Annotated in this window: 16 protein-coding genes; 11 read left to right on the plus strand and 5 right to left on the minus strand. The window is 71.4% G+C overall.

Annotated features, from left to right (window positions below; genetic code table 11):
- Nucleotides 1–83: 83 nt before the first annotated feature.
- Nucleotides 84–1,382 carry an AI-2E family transporter gene (locus O7624_RS18430; protein WP_282236689.1) on the plus strand — a complete coding sequence of 433 codons (1,299 nt, stop codon included), beginning with the start codon at nucleotides 84–86 and terminating at the stop codon, nucleotides 1,380–1,382.
- 38 nt (nucleotides 1,383–1,420) lie between these two features.
- Here the strand turns inward: O7624_RS18430 and O7624_RS18435 are convergent, their stop codons facing one another.
- Nucleotides 1,421–3,571 (minus strand): ATP-dependent DNA helicase, encoded by a 2,151-nt coding sequence (locus O7624_RS18435; RefSeq protein ID WP_282236690.1) that lies wholly within the window; start codon nucleotides 3,569–3,571, stop codon nucleotides 1,421–1,423.
- Between the two features lie 138 nt (nucleotides 3,572–3,709).
- On the opposite strand from O7624_RS18435, the gene O7624_RS18440 reads away from it, so the two are divergent.
- The 4 genes from O7624_RS18440 (at nucleotide 3,710) to O7624_RS18455 (ending at nucleotide 7,020) form a co-directional block, all read left to right on the plus strand.
- The gene (locus O7624_RS18440; RefSeq protein ID WP_210941193.1) at nucleotides 3,710–4,216 is read left to right on the plus strand and encodes a DUF402 domain-containing protein; all 507 of its coding nucleotides are present in this window, start codon (nucleotides 3,710–3,712) and stop codon (nucleotides 4,214–4,216) included.
- Nucleotides 4,217–4,318: 102 nt separating this feature from the next.
- Nucleotides 4,319–5,251 carry a PPK2 family polyphosphate kinase gene (locus O7624_RS18445; protein ID WP_282236691.1) on the plus strand — a complete coding sequence of 311 codons (933 nt, stop codon included), beginning with the start codon at nucleotides 4,319–4,321 and terminating at the stop codon, nucleotides 5,249–5,251.
- A 133-nt stretch (nucleotides 5,252–5,384) separates the two neighbouring features.
- A complete protein-coding gene (locus O7624_RS18450) occupies nucleotides 5,385–6,011 on the plus strand; it encodes a DUF47 family protein (protein WP_093403380.1) in 627 nt (208 codons plus the stop codon).
- Nucleotides 6,012–6,015: 4 nt separating this feature from the next.
- Nucleotides 6,016–7,020 (plus strand): inorganic phosphate transporter, encoded by a 1,005-nt coding sequence (locus O7624_RS18455; protein WP_093403382.1) that lies wholly within the window; start codon nucleotides 6,016–6,018, stop codon nucleotides 7,018–7,020.
- A gap of 49 nt (nucleotides 7,021–7,069) precedes the next feature.
- Here the strand turns inward: O7624_RS18455 and O7624_RS18460 are convergent, their stop codons facing one another.
- Nucleotides 7,070–8,038, minus strand: a complete 969-nt coding sequence (locus O7624_RS18460; RefSeq protein ID WP_282236692.1) for a Gfo/Idh/MocA family oxidoreductase — start codon at nucleotides 8,036–8,038, stop codon at nucleotides 7,070–7,072.
- A gap of 76 nt (nucleotides 8,039–8,114) precedes the next feature.
- Here O7624_RS18460 and O7624_RS18465 point away from each other — a divergent pair, with 76 nt between their 5' ends.
- Nucleotides 8,115–8,945 (plus strand): NUDIX domain-containing protein, encoded by an 831-nt coding sequence (locus O7624_RS18465; RefSeq protein WP_282236693.1) that lies wholly within the window; start codon nucleotides 8,115–8,117, stop codon nucleotides 8,943–8,945.
- Nucleotides 8,946–8,954: 9 nt separating this feature from the next.
- On the opposite strand, the gene mshD is transcribed toward O7624_RS18465, so the two are convergent.
- The 3 genes from mshD to O7624_RS18480 form a co-directional block, all read right to left on the minus strand.
- A complete protein-coding gene (mshD, locus tag O7624_RS18470; RefSeq protein WP_282236694.1) occupies nucleotides 8,955–9,881 on the minus strand; it encodes a mycothiol synthase in 927 nt (308 codons plus the stop codon).
- Between the two features lie 57 nt (nucleotides 9,882–9,938).
- Nucleotides 9,939–10,811 carry a polysaccharide deacetylase family protein gene (locus O7624_RS18475; RefSeq protein WP_282236695.1) on the minus strand — a complete coding sequence of 291 codons (873 nt, stop codon included), beginning with the start codon at nucleotides 10,809–10,811 and terminating at the stop codon, nucleotides 9,939–9,941.
- Nucleotides 10,812–10,883: 72 nt separating this feature from the next.
- Entirely contained in the window at nucleotides 10,884–11,621 is a 738-nt protein-coding gene (locus O7624_RS18480) for a response regulator transcription factor (RefSeq protein WP_093403700.1), read from the minus strand.
- A gap of 253 nt (nucleotides 11,622–11,874) precedes the next feature.
- On the opposite strand from O7624_RS18480, the gene O7624_RS18485 reads away from it, so the two are divergent.
- From O7624_RS18485 to O7624_RS18500, 5 genes are all read left to right on the plus strand, one after another.
- On the plus strand, nucleotides 11,875–12,903 hold the full coding sequence (locus tag O7624_RS18485) for a hypothetical protein (protein ID WP_282236696.1): 1,029 nt from the start codon (nucleotides 11,875–11,877) through the stop codon (nucleotides 12,901–12,903).
- Nucleotides 12,904–13,007: 104 nt separating this feature from the next.
- Nucleotides 13,008–13,793 carry a DUF2993 domain-containing protein gene (locus O7624_RS18490; RefSeq protein WP_093403390.1) on the plus strand — a complete coding sequence of 262 codons (786 nt, stop codon included), beginning with the start codon at nucleotides 13,008–13,010 and terminating at the stop codon, nucleotides 13,791–13,793.
- A 72-nt stretch (nucleotides 13,794–13,865) separates the two neighbouring features.
- The gene (locus tag O7624_RS30685) at nucleotides 13,866–13,943 is read left to right on the plus strand and encodes an Ms5788A family Cys-rich leader peptide (RefSeq protein ID WP_311202345.1); all 78 of its coding nucleotides are present in this window, start codon (nucleotides 13,866–13,868) and stop codon (nucleotides 13,941–13,943) included.
- Nucleotides 13,944–14,152: 209 nt separating this feature from the next.
- Nucleotides 14,153–15,001, plus strand: coding sequence for a sulfurtransferase (locus O7624_RS18495; protein WP_093403392.1), 849 nt, complete (start codon nucleotides 14,153–14,155; stop codon nucleotides 14,999–15,001).
- 1 nt (nucleotide 15,002) lies between these two features.
- Nucleotides 15,003–15,341, plus strand: coding sequence for a DUF1416 domain-containing protein (locus O7624_RS18500; protein ID WP_093403394.1), 339 nt, complete (start codon nucleotides 15,003–15,005; stop codon nucleotides 15,339–15,341).
- Nucleotides 15,342–15,476: the final 135 nt, after the last annotated feature.

Consider the following 15,476-nt stretch of genomic DNA (forward strand, 5'->3'; position numbering starts at 1 on the left):
GCGAATTCGTCCTACCGTTGCCTGGTCGGGCGTATCCTGTCCGACCTGACGCAGTGCGCAGGCCGATCTGCCGGGAGGTGCGCTTGAGCCGCTTCGAGCGGATACGCGGACGGCTGCGTCGCGCGTACGAGTCGGGCCGGGAATCGGTCAGAGCGGGTCGCCAGAGTCCCGCCGACGTCTCGGAGCCGCCCGGCCTGGCGTCGCCGTCGAACCCTGGGCCGGTGGCACCGGCGGCGGCGACGGTGGTCGGTGCCGAGACGCCCACCGCGCTGCACAACTCCACCTCCAGTCGGGACGACGCCGACGTGCCGCACGCACTGCGGATCGCCGCCGCGTGGTGCTGGCGGCTGATCGTCATCGGCATCGTCTTCTGGGCGCTGCTGAAGCTCGTCGGCACGATCAGCATCGTGATCATCCCGTTGGCGGTGGCGCTGCTGCTGTCGGCGCTGCTGGCACCCGCGGTCGGCTGGCTGCTGCGGGCCCGCCTGCCGCGATCCCTGGCGACCGCGGTGGTGCTGGTGACCGGGCTGGCCGCGGTGATCGGCACGCTCACCCTGGTGGTCAACGAGTTCATCAAGGGCGTTCCGGAACTGACCGCGAAGTCCACCCAGGGGTTGCAGCAGATCCAGGAGTGGCTCAAGACCGGGCCGCTGCACCTGTCGGACAACGACCTCGACCGGTACATCGAGGAGACCCAGCGGTGGGTCGACAACAACACCGAGCGGTTCACCAGCGGTGCCCTCTCCACCGCGGCCACCCTGGCCGAGGTGCTGACCGGCACGGTGCTGGTCCTCTTCGCCACCTTCTTCTTCCTGCGCGACGGCAACATCATCTGGCGGTTCCTGGTCCGGCTGCTGCCCGTTGCCGCGCGTTGGAAGGTCGACGACGCCGGTCGCGCCGCCTGGGCGACGCTTGTCGCCTACGTCCGGGCGACGGTGCTGGTCGCCTTCATCGACGCCGTCGGCATCGGCATCTTCCTGGTCATCTTCGACATCCCGTTCGCCTTTCCGCTGGCCGCCCTGGTCTTCCTCGGCGCGTTCATCCCGATCGTCGGTGCGACCCTCTCCGGGGGCGTGGCGGTGCTTGTGGCGTTGGTCGACAGCGGCCCGGTCACCGCGTTGATCATTCTGGGCGTGGTGATCGGTGTGCAGCAGGTGGAGGGACACATCCTCCAGCCGCTGATCATGGGTAGGGCGGTCGCCATCCACCCGCTCGCAGTGATCATCGGTCTGGCGGCCGGCGTCGTACTCGCCGGGATCACCGGCGCGCTGGTGGCGGTGCCCATCATCGCGGTGCTCAACACGGCGGTACGCCGCCTCGCCGCCCGGCGCGTTCCGGACACCCCGCCCGACGCCGTCGTCGTCGCCGCCCGGGCACCCTGACCCGGTCCGGCGGTCGCCGGGCTGCGCCGTCGGCCGGATCAGCTCGCGGCGAGGCGGGTCAGCGCGCCCCGGGCCACTTCCGGGCGGGTCGTGTACCAGAACGGGGGCAACGAGCGGCGGAGAAACGAGCCGTAGCTGCGGGCCGTCTCCAGTCGGGAGTCGAGCACCGCCACCACGCCCCGGTCACCGCTGGCCCGGATCAACCGGCCCACGCCCTGTGCGAGCCGAACCGCCGCGATCGGGACGCTCACCGCGGCAAAGCCGGAGCCGCCCTGCGCGTCGACCGCCGCCGCCCGGGCCGCAGCGAGCGGTTCGTCGGGGCGAGGAAACGGAAGCCGGTCGATCACCACGAGCTGGCACGCGTCGCCCGGCACGTCGACGCCCTGCCACAACGACATCACCCCGAACAGGCAGCTCGACCGTTCCTCGCGGAAACGTCGGACCAGCAGCGGCAGCGTCTCCTCACCCTGAAGCAGCACCGGCAGGTCGGTCCGCGCGCGCAGCAGCTCCGCCGCCTGCTGCGCGGCCCGGCGCGAGGAGAAGAGCCCGAGCGTACGCCCACCGAGCGCGGTGACCAGCGCGAGCAGTTCCTCCCCGGCGGCCTCGGGCAGCCCGGAGGCCCCCGGGCGGGGCAGGTGGGCGGCCACGTAGAGGATGCCCTGCCGGGGATAGTCGAACGGCGAGCCAACGTCAAGTGAACGCCACCCGAGCCCGGAGTCCGTCAACCCGTCGGCGGGGTCCGGCGGGCTCGGTGTCGTAGCACCCGCCGAATCGTCCGGCGTGGACGGTCGCCGGGTGGCCTGGGCGAGGGCGGCGGCGGCCGGCGACGGTGGGCCGGGCGGAGGCGAGTCGAGGCCCAGTGCCCGGGCGACCGTGTCGAACCGCCCGCCGAGCGCGAGCGTGGCCGAGGTGGCCACCACGGTCCGCTCGTCGTAGAGGTGGGTGGCCAGGGTGCCGGCAACCGAGAGCGGCGCCACCACAAGTGCCCGCCGTCCGGTCACGTCGTTGCGCTCCACCCAGGCCACGTCGTGCTCGGCCTCCTCCAGCAACCGCTGAGCGGTGGTGGACAACTCGTCGAGGACGGCCTTGGCCTGCTGCTTGCGTACCGGGTCGGGGTCGTCGGCCTTGACGTCGCCGATGCTGTCCAGAGCGGTACGGGTGGCGGCGTCCAACAGCGTGCAGGCCTCCCGTAGCGGGCCGGGCAACCCGCTCGTGATCCGCCCGACCGGTGCCTCGGCCAACCCGACCGCGAGGGCGTCACCCGATGCGGTCAGCGCTTCGGCCGTCTCCGGGCGCAGCAGCGGCCGCGCCCGCCGGGCGGACCTGTCGATCAGTTCCGGGGTCAGCTCCGCCTGGGCCGCCGAGGAGACCCGGTCCGCCAGTTCGTGGGCCTCATCGACGACCAACAGCCGGTGCGGCGGGACGATGTGTCGGCCGGCGAGCATGTCGACCGCGAGCAGGCTGTGATTGGTCACCACGATGTCCGCTTCCCGGGCCCGGGCCCGGGAAGCCTCGGCGAAGCACTCCGCACCGTACGGGCAGCGGGACGCGCCGACGCACTCGCGGGCGGGCATGGAGACCAGCCGCCACGTCTGGTCGTCGACGCCCGGGTCCAACTCGTCGCGGTCACCGGTGTCGGTCTCCAGGGCCCAGTCCCGCAGGCGCTGAATCTGCTTGCCCAGCCGGCCGGCCTCACCGAGCCAGCGGGTGCCGCCGGGGCGCTCGGCCGGAGCGTCGAAGAGAGTGTCCTCCGGCTCGTCCGCCGTGGAGTTCTCCAGCCGGGCGAGGCAGAGGTAGTGGTGGCGGCCCTTCAGCACGGCGAACGTGGGGCGGCGTCGGAGCAACGGTTCGACGGCGTCGGCCAACCGGGGCAGGTCGTGCTCCACCAGCTGGGACTGCAACGCCAGGGTGGCGGTGGAGACCACCACAGGGCCGTCCACAGTCAACGCGGGGGCGAGGTACGCCAGGGACTTGCCGGTGCCCGTGCCGGCCTGCACCAGCAGGTGGTCACCGGTGCTGACGCATTCCTCGATCGCCGCGGTCATCCGCTGCTGGCCCGGACGGGCCGTACCGCCGGGGACGGCGCCGACCGCAGCGGACAACAGCTCGGCGCCGCCCAGCCGGTCGCTCCGCCGACGTGCCTTGTCGCGGGCGTTGCCGGTGGCGGTGGCGGTGCGGGGCGGAGTCACCGTGGCACGGTACCCGCCGGGGCGGACGCGGTCGGTACCGAGCAGGCCGTGTCGCGGTCGCGCGGCACGGAATATCGCCATGTCGTCCGGTAACTTCCCGACGGCGAGGCGTGGGCGGAATCGGCTAGGGTGCGACTCATGCCGAGCGACGTGATCCGTGTGATCTACCGCAAGTTCGACGGCAGCGCCCACCGCGACTACCCGGCCCGTCGGTTGGCCGAGGACGATCTCGGCATCTGGCTCGGCGTGCCGGCCGGCACCAGCTCGGTCTACCACGGCCGGCCGTCGGTCGAGCAGATTCCCTTCGTGCTGTTGGTGCCGCACCACGCCTGGTGGACAGGCATGTTCAACCCGCCGCCCCGCACCAGCGAGGTCTACTGCGACATCGCCAGCCCGGCCCGGTGGGAGGGCGAGGACACGGTTCATCTGATTGACCTCGACCTGGACGTGGTCCGGCGTCGCGAGACCGGCCTGGTCGAGCTGCGCGACGAGGACGAGTTCGCCGAGCACCGGGCCCGCTTCGGGTATCCCGACGACCTGGTGGTGGAGGCTGAGGCGGCGGCACGCTGGCTGTTGGGCGCGCTCGGGGATGGCACGGAGCCGTTTGCCACCTCGTACCGCAAGTGGTTGGCCCTGGTGGTCTGACCGCTGCCGGCGGGCGGACCGTCCCCGACATCCCCGGCCCCGCGCCCCGGCACGATGCGACTCCGTCGCGCGGACCGGCGGCGGGCGGGTGATGATGCTCCGATGGTGGACGACTGTGGCTTTGACGTGGTGGCGCCGAACGGCGGCGCGGTACGCGACCTGCTCCGGGTACGGCCCGGTGGCCCGGTGGACCTCGCGGAGATCGATCCCCGCTCGACTCCGGGCTTGCCCGGCCCGGAGGTGACCGGGCCGGACCGCAAGACCTGGGCCCGCCGGCAGCTCACCCGGCTGGGTGCGGGACTGGCCCGGAAGCAGGAGATGCTGTTCGCTGGCGCGAAGGCCGACCCGGGTGCCGGTCGGCGGGTGCTGCTGGTGCTCCAGGCGATGGACTGCGGTGGCAAGGACGGCACGGTCAAGCGGGTGGTCGGGGCGATGAATCCGCTCGGCGTGCACATCCGGGCGTTCGGCCCGCCGACCGTCGAGGAACTGCGGCACCACTTCCTGTGGCGGATCCGCCGGGCCCTGCCGCCGCCGGGCAGCCTGGGGGTCTTCAACCGCTCGCACTACGAGGACGTGCTGGTGCCCCGGGTCCAGGAGCGGGCGCCGGAGGAGGTCTGGCGACCCCGGTACGCGGAGATCGGCGAGTTCGAGCGGGAGTTGACCGACACCGGGGTGACCGTGGTCAAGGTCTTCCTGCACATCTCGAACGCCGAGCAGGCAGAGCGGCTGCTGGCCCGCCTCGACGATCCGACCAAACACTGGAAGTACCACCCGTCCGACGTCGACGCCCGGGCCAGGTGGGACGACTACCAGGCCGCGTACGCCGAGGTGCTCGCCAGGTGCGGTACGGACCTGGCGCCGTGGTACGTGGTGCCGGCGGACCGCAAGTGGTACCGGGACTGGGCGGTGGCGCACCTGCTGCGTGAGACGTTCGACACTCTTGATCTGGGGTATCCGCCAGCCGACTTCGACATCGAGCGGGAACGCGAGCGACTGATGGGAACCACGGGGCCGGTGAAGGTGAACGGAAGTTGAACGAGCGGTGAATGCTATCTGGCCAGGGGTGGGCCGGATAATCGCCGATCTGACGGTTCCCTAGCATTCCCCTCAGCAGGGCGCCGGAGCGACGGCCGCCACCCCTTCCACCCGACACGACGAGGTCCGTGCTGTGAGGTTTTCCTTCCGCCCCAACGAGGGCGCTTTCTACGAGCTCTTCACCAGGGCCGCGCAGAATCTGGTCCGGGGTACCGAGCTGCTCAACGAGCTGGCCCTGCCCGATGTCGAGGTGCAGTCGGTGAGCGAGCGGCTCACCGAGGTGGAGCACGACAGCGACCAGATCACCCACGATCTGTACAAGAAGATCAACTCCACCTTCGTCACCCCCTTCGACCGCGAGGACATCTACCGGCTCGGTTCGCTCCTGGACGACGTCATGGACCACCTGGAGGCGGTGGGCAACCTGCTCTACCTCTACGGGCTGACCAAGCTGCCGTCGCTGCCCCGGGAGATGCACGAGCTGGTGCACGTGCTCGACCAGCAGGCGAAGCTGACCGCCGACGCGATGCCCCGACTCAAGTCGATGAAGGATCTTGAGGATTACTGGATCGAGATCAACCGACTGGAGAACGACGGCGACCAGGCCTACCGGATGCTGCTGGTGCGGCTCTTCTCCGGTGAGTACGACGCGCTGACCGTGCTGAAGATGAAGGAGGTCGCCGACGAGCTGGAGGCCGCCTGCGACGCCTTCGAGCACGTCGCCAACACGGTCGAGACCATCGCGGTCAAGGAGTCCTGATCCTGTGAGTCCCGAGCTCATCGCCGTGCTGGCGGTGATCGGGGTGGCCCTGGTGTTCGACTACACCAACGGCTTCCACGACGCCGCCAACGCGATCGCGACAAGCATTTCCACCCGAGCGCTGACACCCCGGGTCGCCCTGGCCATGGCGGCGGTCGGCAACTTCATCGGCGCCCACTTCGGCGCCGAGGTCGCCAAGACCGTCGGCAGCGGCCTGGTCGAGCTGCCTACCGGCGTCTCCAGCCTCGGCATCGTCTTCGCCGGTGTGATCGGCGCGATCACCTGGAACCTCATCACCTGGTACTTCGGCCTGCCCTCGTCGTCCTCGCACGCCCTGATCGGTGGCCTGGTCGGCTCAACCGTGGCCGCCTCCGGCACCGTGCTCTGGACCGGCATCGGCGAGAGCGTGATCATCCCGATGATCCTGTCGCCGATGGTCGGCTTCATCCTCGGCTACATCGTGATGATCGCGGTGCAGTGGGTCTTCCGGAACGGGCACCCGGGCAAGCTCAACCGCGGTTTCCGCTGGGCACAGACCGCTTCGGCGGCGGCCATGTCGGTCGGCCACGGCATGCAGGACGCCGCCAAGACCATCGGCATCGTGGTGCTCGCCCTCTTTGTCGGTGGCTACCAGGACGATGCCACCTACATCCCGGAGTGGGCGTTCTGGACCTCGGCGGCCGTGCTGGCGGCCGGCACCTACGCCGGCGGCTGGCGGATCATCCGGACCCTGGGCCGGAAGATCATCGACCTGCGTCCGCCGGAGGGTTTCGCGGCCGAGACCGTGGCCAGCGGCGTGCTCTACTTCAACGCCCTGGTGCTTGGTGCGCCGATCTCGACCACGCACACGATCACCTCGGCGATCATGGGTGTCGGCGCCACCAAGCGGCTCTCCGCCGTGCGTTGGGGCGTGGCCGGCAACATCATCGGCGCCTGGATCCTGACCTTCCCGGCGGCCGGCTCGATCGGTGCCCTGATGTACTTCCTGGTCCGTCCCATCTTCAGCTGAGCACGGTCGAAGGGCCCCTGGGACGCCCCAGGGGCCCTTCGACAGGCCGTCAGATGTAGGAGACGCCGATCTGGGCGCGGATGTCGTCCAGCAGCCCCATGATCTCCAGGGTGGCCGAGTGCGGTACCAACGGGCTCTCGGTGAGCCCCTCGGCCAGGCACCGCTGCACCTCGATGGCCTCGTGCTGGTAGCCCGAGCCGACCAGCTCCTCGGTGATCGTCTCCGGCTCCGCGTTGCCCCGGTGGAGGGTGAACCTGTCGGGTCGGAAGAACGGCTCGGGCAGATCGATCCGACCGGTGCTGCCGGTGATCGAGGCGGTGAGCCCGGTGGCCCCCACCATGCCGCAGCTCAACGTGGCCACGGCACCGGAGTCGTAGCCGAAGACCAGGCCGGTGTTCTCGTCCGTACCCTCCGGACCCAGCTTCGCCCAGGACCGTACGTGCTGCGGCGTGCCCAGCAGCAGGTGAGCCAGGCTGATCGGGTAGACGCCGAGATCCAGCAGAGCGCCACCGCCCAGCGCCCGGGCGCGCATCCGGTGCTCGGGCGGGAAGGGGCCGGCGACGCCGAAGTCGGCCCGGACCCCGGTCAGGGTGCCGATCGCGCCGTCGGCGATCAGTTGACAGACCCGCCGGATGAGCGGGTTGCACCGCATCCACATCGCCTCCATGAGGAAGACCCCGGCGGCGCGGGCGGTGTCGACGAGTTCGGTGCTGGTGGCCAGGTCGAGGGTGAACGGCTTCTCCACCAGCACCGGCCGGCCGGCGGTGAGGCAGGTCAGGGCCGCCTCGTGGTGGGCGGCGTGCGGGGTGGCGACGTAGATCACGTCGACGTCGGCGTCCGCAGCCAGTTCCGCCCAGGAGCCGTACGCCCGTGGTACGGCATGCCGGTCCGCGAAGCGTTCCGCGGTCTCGGCGGTGCGGGAACCGACCGCGACGAGTTCGGCCCCCGGCACCAGCCGGAGGTCCTCGGCGAAGCGGGCGGCGATGTGGCCGGTGGCCAGGATGCCCCAACGAGTCATGGCGCGACGCTACCGAAGATCAGCAGAGGGCTGTACTGGGCATCCACGGGTCGGGACCAGGGCCTAGTCTCGGCGCATGACGACCGACAGTGGCTTCCCGGCTCCGCCCGCGCTGGTGGAGCACGCCCGCAGGTTCCGGGCCTCTGGCGCGGTGCCTGCGGTACCCAGGGTGGCCGCCACCGTGCTGCTGCTCCGCCCGGCCGACGAGGGCTTCGAGGTCTACCTGATCCGCCGGGTCGTGGCGATGGCGTTCGGCGGCATGTATGCCTTCCCAGGTGGTGGAGTGGACCCCTCGGACTCCACCACCCACCTGGACTGGGCGGGCCCGGCACCGAGGGACTGGGGCGTACGCCTCGGGCTGGCTCCGGCGGCGGCGCAGGCGGTGGTCTGCGCGGCGGCCCGCGAGGTCTTCGAGGAGGCGGGGGTGCTGCTCGCCGGGCCGGACGCGACGCGGGTCGTCGGCGATGTCAGCGACGACGGCTGGGAGGCTGCCCGGGCCGACCTGGAACAGCGGCGAACCGGGTTCGCCGACCTGCTCGCCGGGCGCGGGCTCACCCTCCGGTCGGACCTGCTGCTGCCGTGGAGCCGCTGGGTGACCCCGGAATTCGAGCCACGTCGGTTCGACACGTACTTCTTCGTGGCGCTGCTGCCCGAGGGACAGCGGACCCGCGACGTCTCCGGTGAGGCCGACCACACGCTGTGGATCCGGCCCGACGAGGCGGGCCGGCAGGCGGCGGCCGGCGACCTGACCATGCTCCCGCCGACCCTGGTCACCCTCGGCGAGGTGGCCGCCTGCGCCGATCTCGCCGCGGTGGCAGCGGCGGCGGCGGACCGCGACGCGGTCACCGCGATCACGCCCCGGCTGGATCTGTCCGACCCCGACCGGCCCCGGTTCCACCTGCCCTGACCGGACGGATCAGCCGAGTTGGTAGTTGACGTGGGCGGACCAGCGGGCGAAGCCGAGCCGCTCGTAGAGCGCCACCGCGCCGGTGTTCGACTCGTCGACGTACAGCATCACCCGGTCCAGTCCGCGTCGGTCGCGCAGGTACGCCAGCCCGGCCATGGTCAGGGCCCGGCCGAGCCCGCCGCCGTGCACGGCGGGCTCCACCCCGAGCACGTACACCTCGCCGATGCGGGCGGAGCCGGGTCGCTCGTGCACCTTGGTCCAGTGGAAGCCGAGCAGCCGGCCGGTCGCCGACTCGACGGCGAGCAGGAAGCCGGCCGGGTCGAACCACGGTTCGGTGAGGCGTACCCGCAGGTCATCGGCGGTCCACCGACCCTGCTCCGGATGGTCGGCGAAGGCCCGCGCGTTAAGCGTCAACCAGGCTTCCTCATCGCTGCCGGGGCGGAACGCGCGCAGCGTCACCCCGTCGGGCAGGCGCGGTTCGGGTAGCGGCGCGGCGAGCGGTCGACGTAGCTGCCAGAGGACCCGGGCGCGGTGAAATCCGAGGTCGACCGCGAGGGCAGCGGCCGAGGGGTGGTCGCCGTGCGCCCACGCCCGCAGTGGCCCGGCGGCGGTGGCCAGCACCCCCCGGGCCAGCGCCCGTCCGGTACCGCGCCGCCGGTACGCCGGGTGCACCATCAGCTCCACGCCGACGCCGCTGTCGGGGTCGGTCGTGTCGAGGTGCGCGTACCCGGTGAGCGTGCCGTCGGTGGAGCGGGCAACCAGGTGGCTCGCGGCAGCGTGCTCGTCGCGCAGGCGGAGCAGCACGTGCTCGTCCATCGGGTCCGCCCCGTCGGCGTCGCCGGCCGTCCGGGCGAGCGCCAGCACGTCGGTGATCTCCGCCGGGCCGAGTCGGTCGACGCGGCTGACCTGGTCGATGCCCGACTGGGTGCTGCTCATCGCATCACCGTAACCGCACCGGAGGTGCGCCGCCCGGAGGGACGGTTGGTACCCCCGTCACAGTCCGCGCGGTGGCAGCGCCTGAACGTCGAACCGGCCGGCCAGTTCCGGCAGGATCCGGTACAACGAGTTGACGGTGCCCTGACGGTCGCCACCCGCGTCGTGCAGCAGGACGATCGAGCCGGGTCGTACCCCGTTGAGCACGGAGGCGGCGATCCGGGTGGCGCCCGGCGCCCGCCAGTCGGACGGGTCCAGCGTCCAGTGCAGCGGTGCCATGCCGAGGTCACGGGAGACGGAGATGACCGAGTAGGTCCAGGCGCCGCCCGGCTGCCGGTACCAGGCGATCGGCGCGTCGGGCACGGCGGCGCGGATCGCCTCGCTGGTCCGCATCAGGTCGGCGCGGATCCACTCGATCGACCGGGCGCCCAGGGCGACGTCATGGTCCCAGCTGTGATTGCAGAGGGTGTGCCCCTCGGCGACGATCTGCTCGACGAGCCAGGGGTACGCCTGGGCGTTCTTGCCGACCACGCAGAAGGTGGCCGTGACGTGGTAGTCCCGCAGGATCGCGAGAACCTGAGGGGTGTAGTCGGGGTGCGGTCCGTCGTCGAAGGTGAGCGCGACACCGGCGTCGCCGGTGCTCACACGGGTGCCCATCGGGCCGAAGTTCGGGTCCTGCCCCTGCTCGTCGGTGCGCTGCGACCCGTCCGACCCGGTGTCGGGTGCGCGGGTGGCGTCGGGCTCGGCGTCGATCGGGGCCGACTGGTCCGCGTACTCGGGGTGATCGGCGCCGGTCGCGGTGACGGCGGTGTCGGTCCGCGTCGCCTCCGGCACCAGGCTTCGTCCGAGCAGGTACGCCGTGCCGAGGACCGCCGTCACCACGAGCGTGATGATCCCGACGGCCCGTGCCGCCCCCACCTGGTTACCGCCCACCAATGCCCCCCGCTGGTCAACTGGCAGTCACCATAAGGCGCACTAGTCGACCAAAAAGGGCATATAGGAAATTTAGCCCTCGACGGTGAGGGCCCGCATCGGTAGCGGCGAGTGCTCGGCAGCCTCCGACAAGGTCCGCGACGACGGCACCACGAACTTGTAACCCACCTGCCGGACTGTGCCGATCATCGACTCGTACTCGGAGCCGAGCTTGGCGCGCAGGCGACGCACGTGCACGTCGACCGTCCGAGTGCCGCCGAAGTAGTCGTAACCCCACACCTCGCGCAGCAACTGGTCGCGGGTGAACACCCGCCCCGGGTGCTGGGCGAGGAACTTCAGCAGCTCGAACTCCTTGTAGGTGAGGTCGAGCGGGCGGCCCTTGAGCTTCGCCGCGTAGGTGTCCGGATCGATCATCAGCTCGCCGGCCCGGATGGATCCGCCGGCGCCGGCGGTCGCGTTGCTCAGCCTGCCGACCGCGAGCCGCAGCCGGGCCTCCACCTCGGCGGGGCCGGCCGAGGCGAGGATGACGTCGTCGACGCCCCAGTCGGCGTTGAGTGCGATCAAGCCAGCCTCGGTGACCACCGCGACCAGCGGCACGCCGAGCCCGGTGGCGTGCAGCATCCGGCAGGTGGCCCGGGCCTCGCTCAGCTCGGAGCGGGCGTCGACCAGCACGGCGTCCGGGCTCGGGCCGGCAACCAGGGTGCGGACATCGCGGGGTGCGGTGCGGACCGAGTGCGGCAGCAGGTCCAGTGCCGGTAGCACTGCGGATGGTTCGCCTGCCCGTGCGGTCACCAACAGCAGGATCTCCACGATCACCTCCGTCCCGGCGGCCCGTTGCGGCCGCGCGCGACCAGCGGCACTCCTGCGGGGTGTGGCGCTGGGAACTTCCGTGGGTCCCGGCGTCGCTGACGGGCGGGTTTCGCCGTTGAGCGTAACCGATTGCTCGCGTACGACCCTGGCGCGGTTTCCTCTTTGCCCTATCTGCCCCTGATCGCGGCCCAGGTTTTAACGTCGCGGAAACGCTGGCACCCGCGATGTGAGGTTGGTCTGGCACGATCGGTGGGTGTTTCCCTCCAACTCGTCCGAGACCGGCCGTGACCCGTGGGCCGAGGATCCGTCCGTCCCGGGAGGCTCGGCGCCCCGTACCGGTCCGGCCGTGGAGACCGACGAGCGGCCCTCGCGTGGCCCCCGCCGCCTGCGCCGCGGCGGTTCGGCCCGCCGCGCCGACGACGAGGCGGATGCCGACGACGAGGAGGAGGAACCACCGGTCGAGGTACGCCGGCAGCTCTCCCTCGCCATCGGCGGCTTTGCCGCGCTGCTCGGTCTCGGCCTGGTCGTCGCCGCGCAGACGTCCATCCCCGGGCACCGGCTGCCCTTCACCCTCGTGGTGCTCGCCGTGCAGGCGCTGTTCGTGCTCGTCTGGACCATGGTCACCAGGCCACCGGCACTGGCGGTCGTCCTCGGGGTCGGCGCGGTGACCGCGGTGGCGGCCGACGTGGTGGCCGTACGGTCGGCTGAGGCCCGGTTGGCACCGCTGCTCTACCTCGCGGTCGGCGGGGTGCTCGCCGCGGTGCTCGGTCAACTGGTCCGACGGGTGGACCGGGTCCGGGTGACCGACTCGCTGCGGACCACCGCGACCATCGTGTTCGGAGTGGTCGCGTTGGCCACGCTCATCATGCTCAGCCGGATCCCGGCGGGCACCCAGACGATCGCCGTCTGCCTGACCGCGGCCGGCGTGGCGCTCACCGTCGCCCGGGTGACCGACGCCGTCGCGGCCTGGCCGAGGCTGGCCCCCCAGGTGCCCAGGGGGGCGGCGGGGGTGGTTGGCGGCGCGATGGTCGGCACGCTGATCAGCGCGCTTCTCGGTGGCTACCTGGTCACCCCGTTCACACCCACCCGGGCCGCGATCATCGGCCTGGTGGCGGCCGTCGTGGCCGTGCTGGCCGACCTCGCCGTGAGCTACGCCGAGGCGGGCCGGCTGATGGCCGGTGAAGTGCCGTCGGTCTGGGCCGTACGGCACGTGCAGGGGCCCCTCGGTGGCTTCGCGATGGCGGCGCCGGCCGCGTACCTGATGTGTCGGCTGGTGCTCTGACCGTCAGCGCGGCGACCGTCCGGCCGCGCGATTGAGAAATCCGGACCACGGGTACCACCGGTCCACCGCTGGCGGCATCGAGGTACGACGAGACAGGAGACGGCGTGGAGCAGGAGCAGACGTACGAACGGCGGCCGCGGCGACGTGGACGCAAGGTGCTGATCGGGTTCGTCGTCCTGCTGCTCGTGCTCGCCGGACTGATCGCCATCGCCGACCGGGTGGCGGCGAGCGTGGCTGAGCGCACCATCGCCGACGAGGTGCGCCAGCAGGTCGCCGAGCAGGGCGCGCAATCCTCGCCACCCGAGGTCGAGGTGGGTGGCTTCCCGTTCCTCACCCAGGTGCTCGACGGCCGGTACGAGCGCATCTCGATCAAGCTGCGGGACGTGCGGGCCTCGGTGCAGGGCGACGCGGTCGCACTGCCCAGTCTGGACGTCGACGCCCGAAACGTGCGGGCCTCGCTGGACACCCTGCGCACCGGCCAGGGTGAGGTCGTGGCCGAGACGGTCAACGGCACCGGCACCATCAGCTACCAGAGCCTGTCGGCCCTGCTCGATCGGGAGGGGCTGACCCTCGGTGAGCGGGACGGGCAGCTCGCCGTCACCGCCCCGGTGGACATCCTCGGCCAGCGGTTGACCGTCACCGGCACCGCCGACATCGTCGTCGGTGAGCAGGGGCAGGTGGCCCTGCAGTTCGACGACCTGGACGCCGAGGGGCTGCCGGACGTGCCGTTGGCCCGCACCCTGGTGAGCAATTTCGCCCGCAGCATCTCGGTCGACGTGCCCCTGCCGGAGTTGCCGTTCCAGCTCACCGTCCGCGAGGTCCGGCCGCAGCCGCAGGGGCTGACGGTGACCGCCGACGCACGGGACGTGCCGATCAACTCGGTCGGCTGACCACCGGCTCGGCGTCCCGGATGCTGGTCGGCCCGATAGAGATATCTGGGATCGCTGGTAGGCTCCCTGCTCATGGGGACGCTCCTCACCAAACGGCGCGCGGTCGACCTGTGCCGCGTGGCCACCTGCCTGTGTCGCCCCGTCATCTGACGGCGGGGCTGACTCGGGCCGCCTAGCGGCCAAGGCACCAGGGGCACGCGTACCTCGTTCCCGGTGCACCCCACCGGACGCCCGGCAGCGGCGCCGTCGCACGAACCCGTGATCCGTTCCGAGCTATGGGTCCCGCGCGTGGTGCGACACCTTGACATCCCGATCTCCGCGCGCTGGCTCACCATCCATCCTCACCAGGGAGTGATCTGATGAGTCGCGACACCGCACTCGTCTCGGCCGAGTGGGCCGAGAAGAACCTCGACGCCCCGGGCGTCGTCTTCGTCGAGGTCGACGAGGACACCTCGGCCTACGACTCCGGCCACATCGCCGGTGCCATCAAGCTGGACTGGAAGAACGACCTCCAGGACCCGGTCCGCCGGGACTTCGTCAACAAGACCCAGTTCGAGGCGCTGCTGTCCGAGCGGGGCATCAGCAACGACGACATCGTCGTCCTCTACGGCGGCAACAACAACTGGTTCGCCGCGTACGCGTACTGGTACTTCAAGCTCTACGGCCACCGCGACGTCAAGCTGCTCGACGGTGGTCGTAAGAAGTGGGAGCTGGACGCCCGGCCGCTGGTCACCGACGCTGTGACCCGCCCGGCGACGCAGTACGTCGCCAGCGAGCCGGACACCAGCATCCGAGCCTTCCGGGACGAGGTCGTCGACGCGATCGGCACCAAGAACCTGGTCGACGTGCGTAGCCCCGACGAGTACGCCGGCCGCCTGCTCGCCCCCGCCCACCTGCCGCAGGAGCAGGCACAGCGCGGCGGCCACATCCCGACCGCGATCAGCGTGCCGTGGTCGAAGGCGGCCAACGAGGACGGCACCTTCAAGTCCGACGACGAGCTGCGCAAGATCTACGGCGAGGCCGGGCTGGACGACGGCAAGGAGACCATCGCCTACTGCCGCATCGGCGAGCGTTCCTCGCACACCTGGTTCGTGCTCCAGGAGCTGCTCGGCCACCGCAACGTGAAGAACTACGACGGATCGTGGACCGAGTACGGCTCGCTTGTCGGTGTGCCGGTGGCGCTCGGCGATGAGCCGGGGGAGGCCTGAGATGACCGCACCCACAGCAGCAAGCACCGCCGCCGCCGGTTGCGCGGCTCCCGATCAGGCCGCCCCGCTGCCGGCCGGCCTCGACCTGGAGCGGGAGACCGTCATCACCGGGGTCGTCCGCTCCGCGGAGGGCGAGGCGGTGCCGGGCGCGTACGTCCGTCTCCTCGACTCGACAGGTGAGTTCACCGCCGAGGTGGTGACCTCACCGGCCGGCCAGTTCCGCTTCTTCGCCGCGCCCGGCGCCTGGACGTTGCGGGCACTCTCCCGTCAGGGCAACGGAGACACCACCGTGACCGCCGGTCGCGGCATCAACGAGGTGGCCGTCACCGTCACCGACTGACAGCTCTGGCTGACCCGCTCTGATCGGCCTCGTGGCCCGCATCCCTCCCAAGAGGATGCGGGCCACCCGCCGTCTGCACCCCACCCCGCCCTGAGCTGCGCACTCCCCGCGCCGCACGCCCCCCGCCGCCCCGCA

It is taken from the genome of Verrucosispora sp. WMMD1129, assembly GCF_029581255.1.
GTDB lineage: Bacteria > Actinomycetota > Actinomycetes > Mycobacteriales > Micromonosporaceae > Micromonospora > Micromonospora sediminimaris.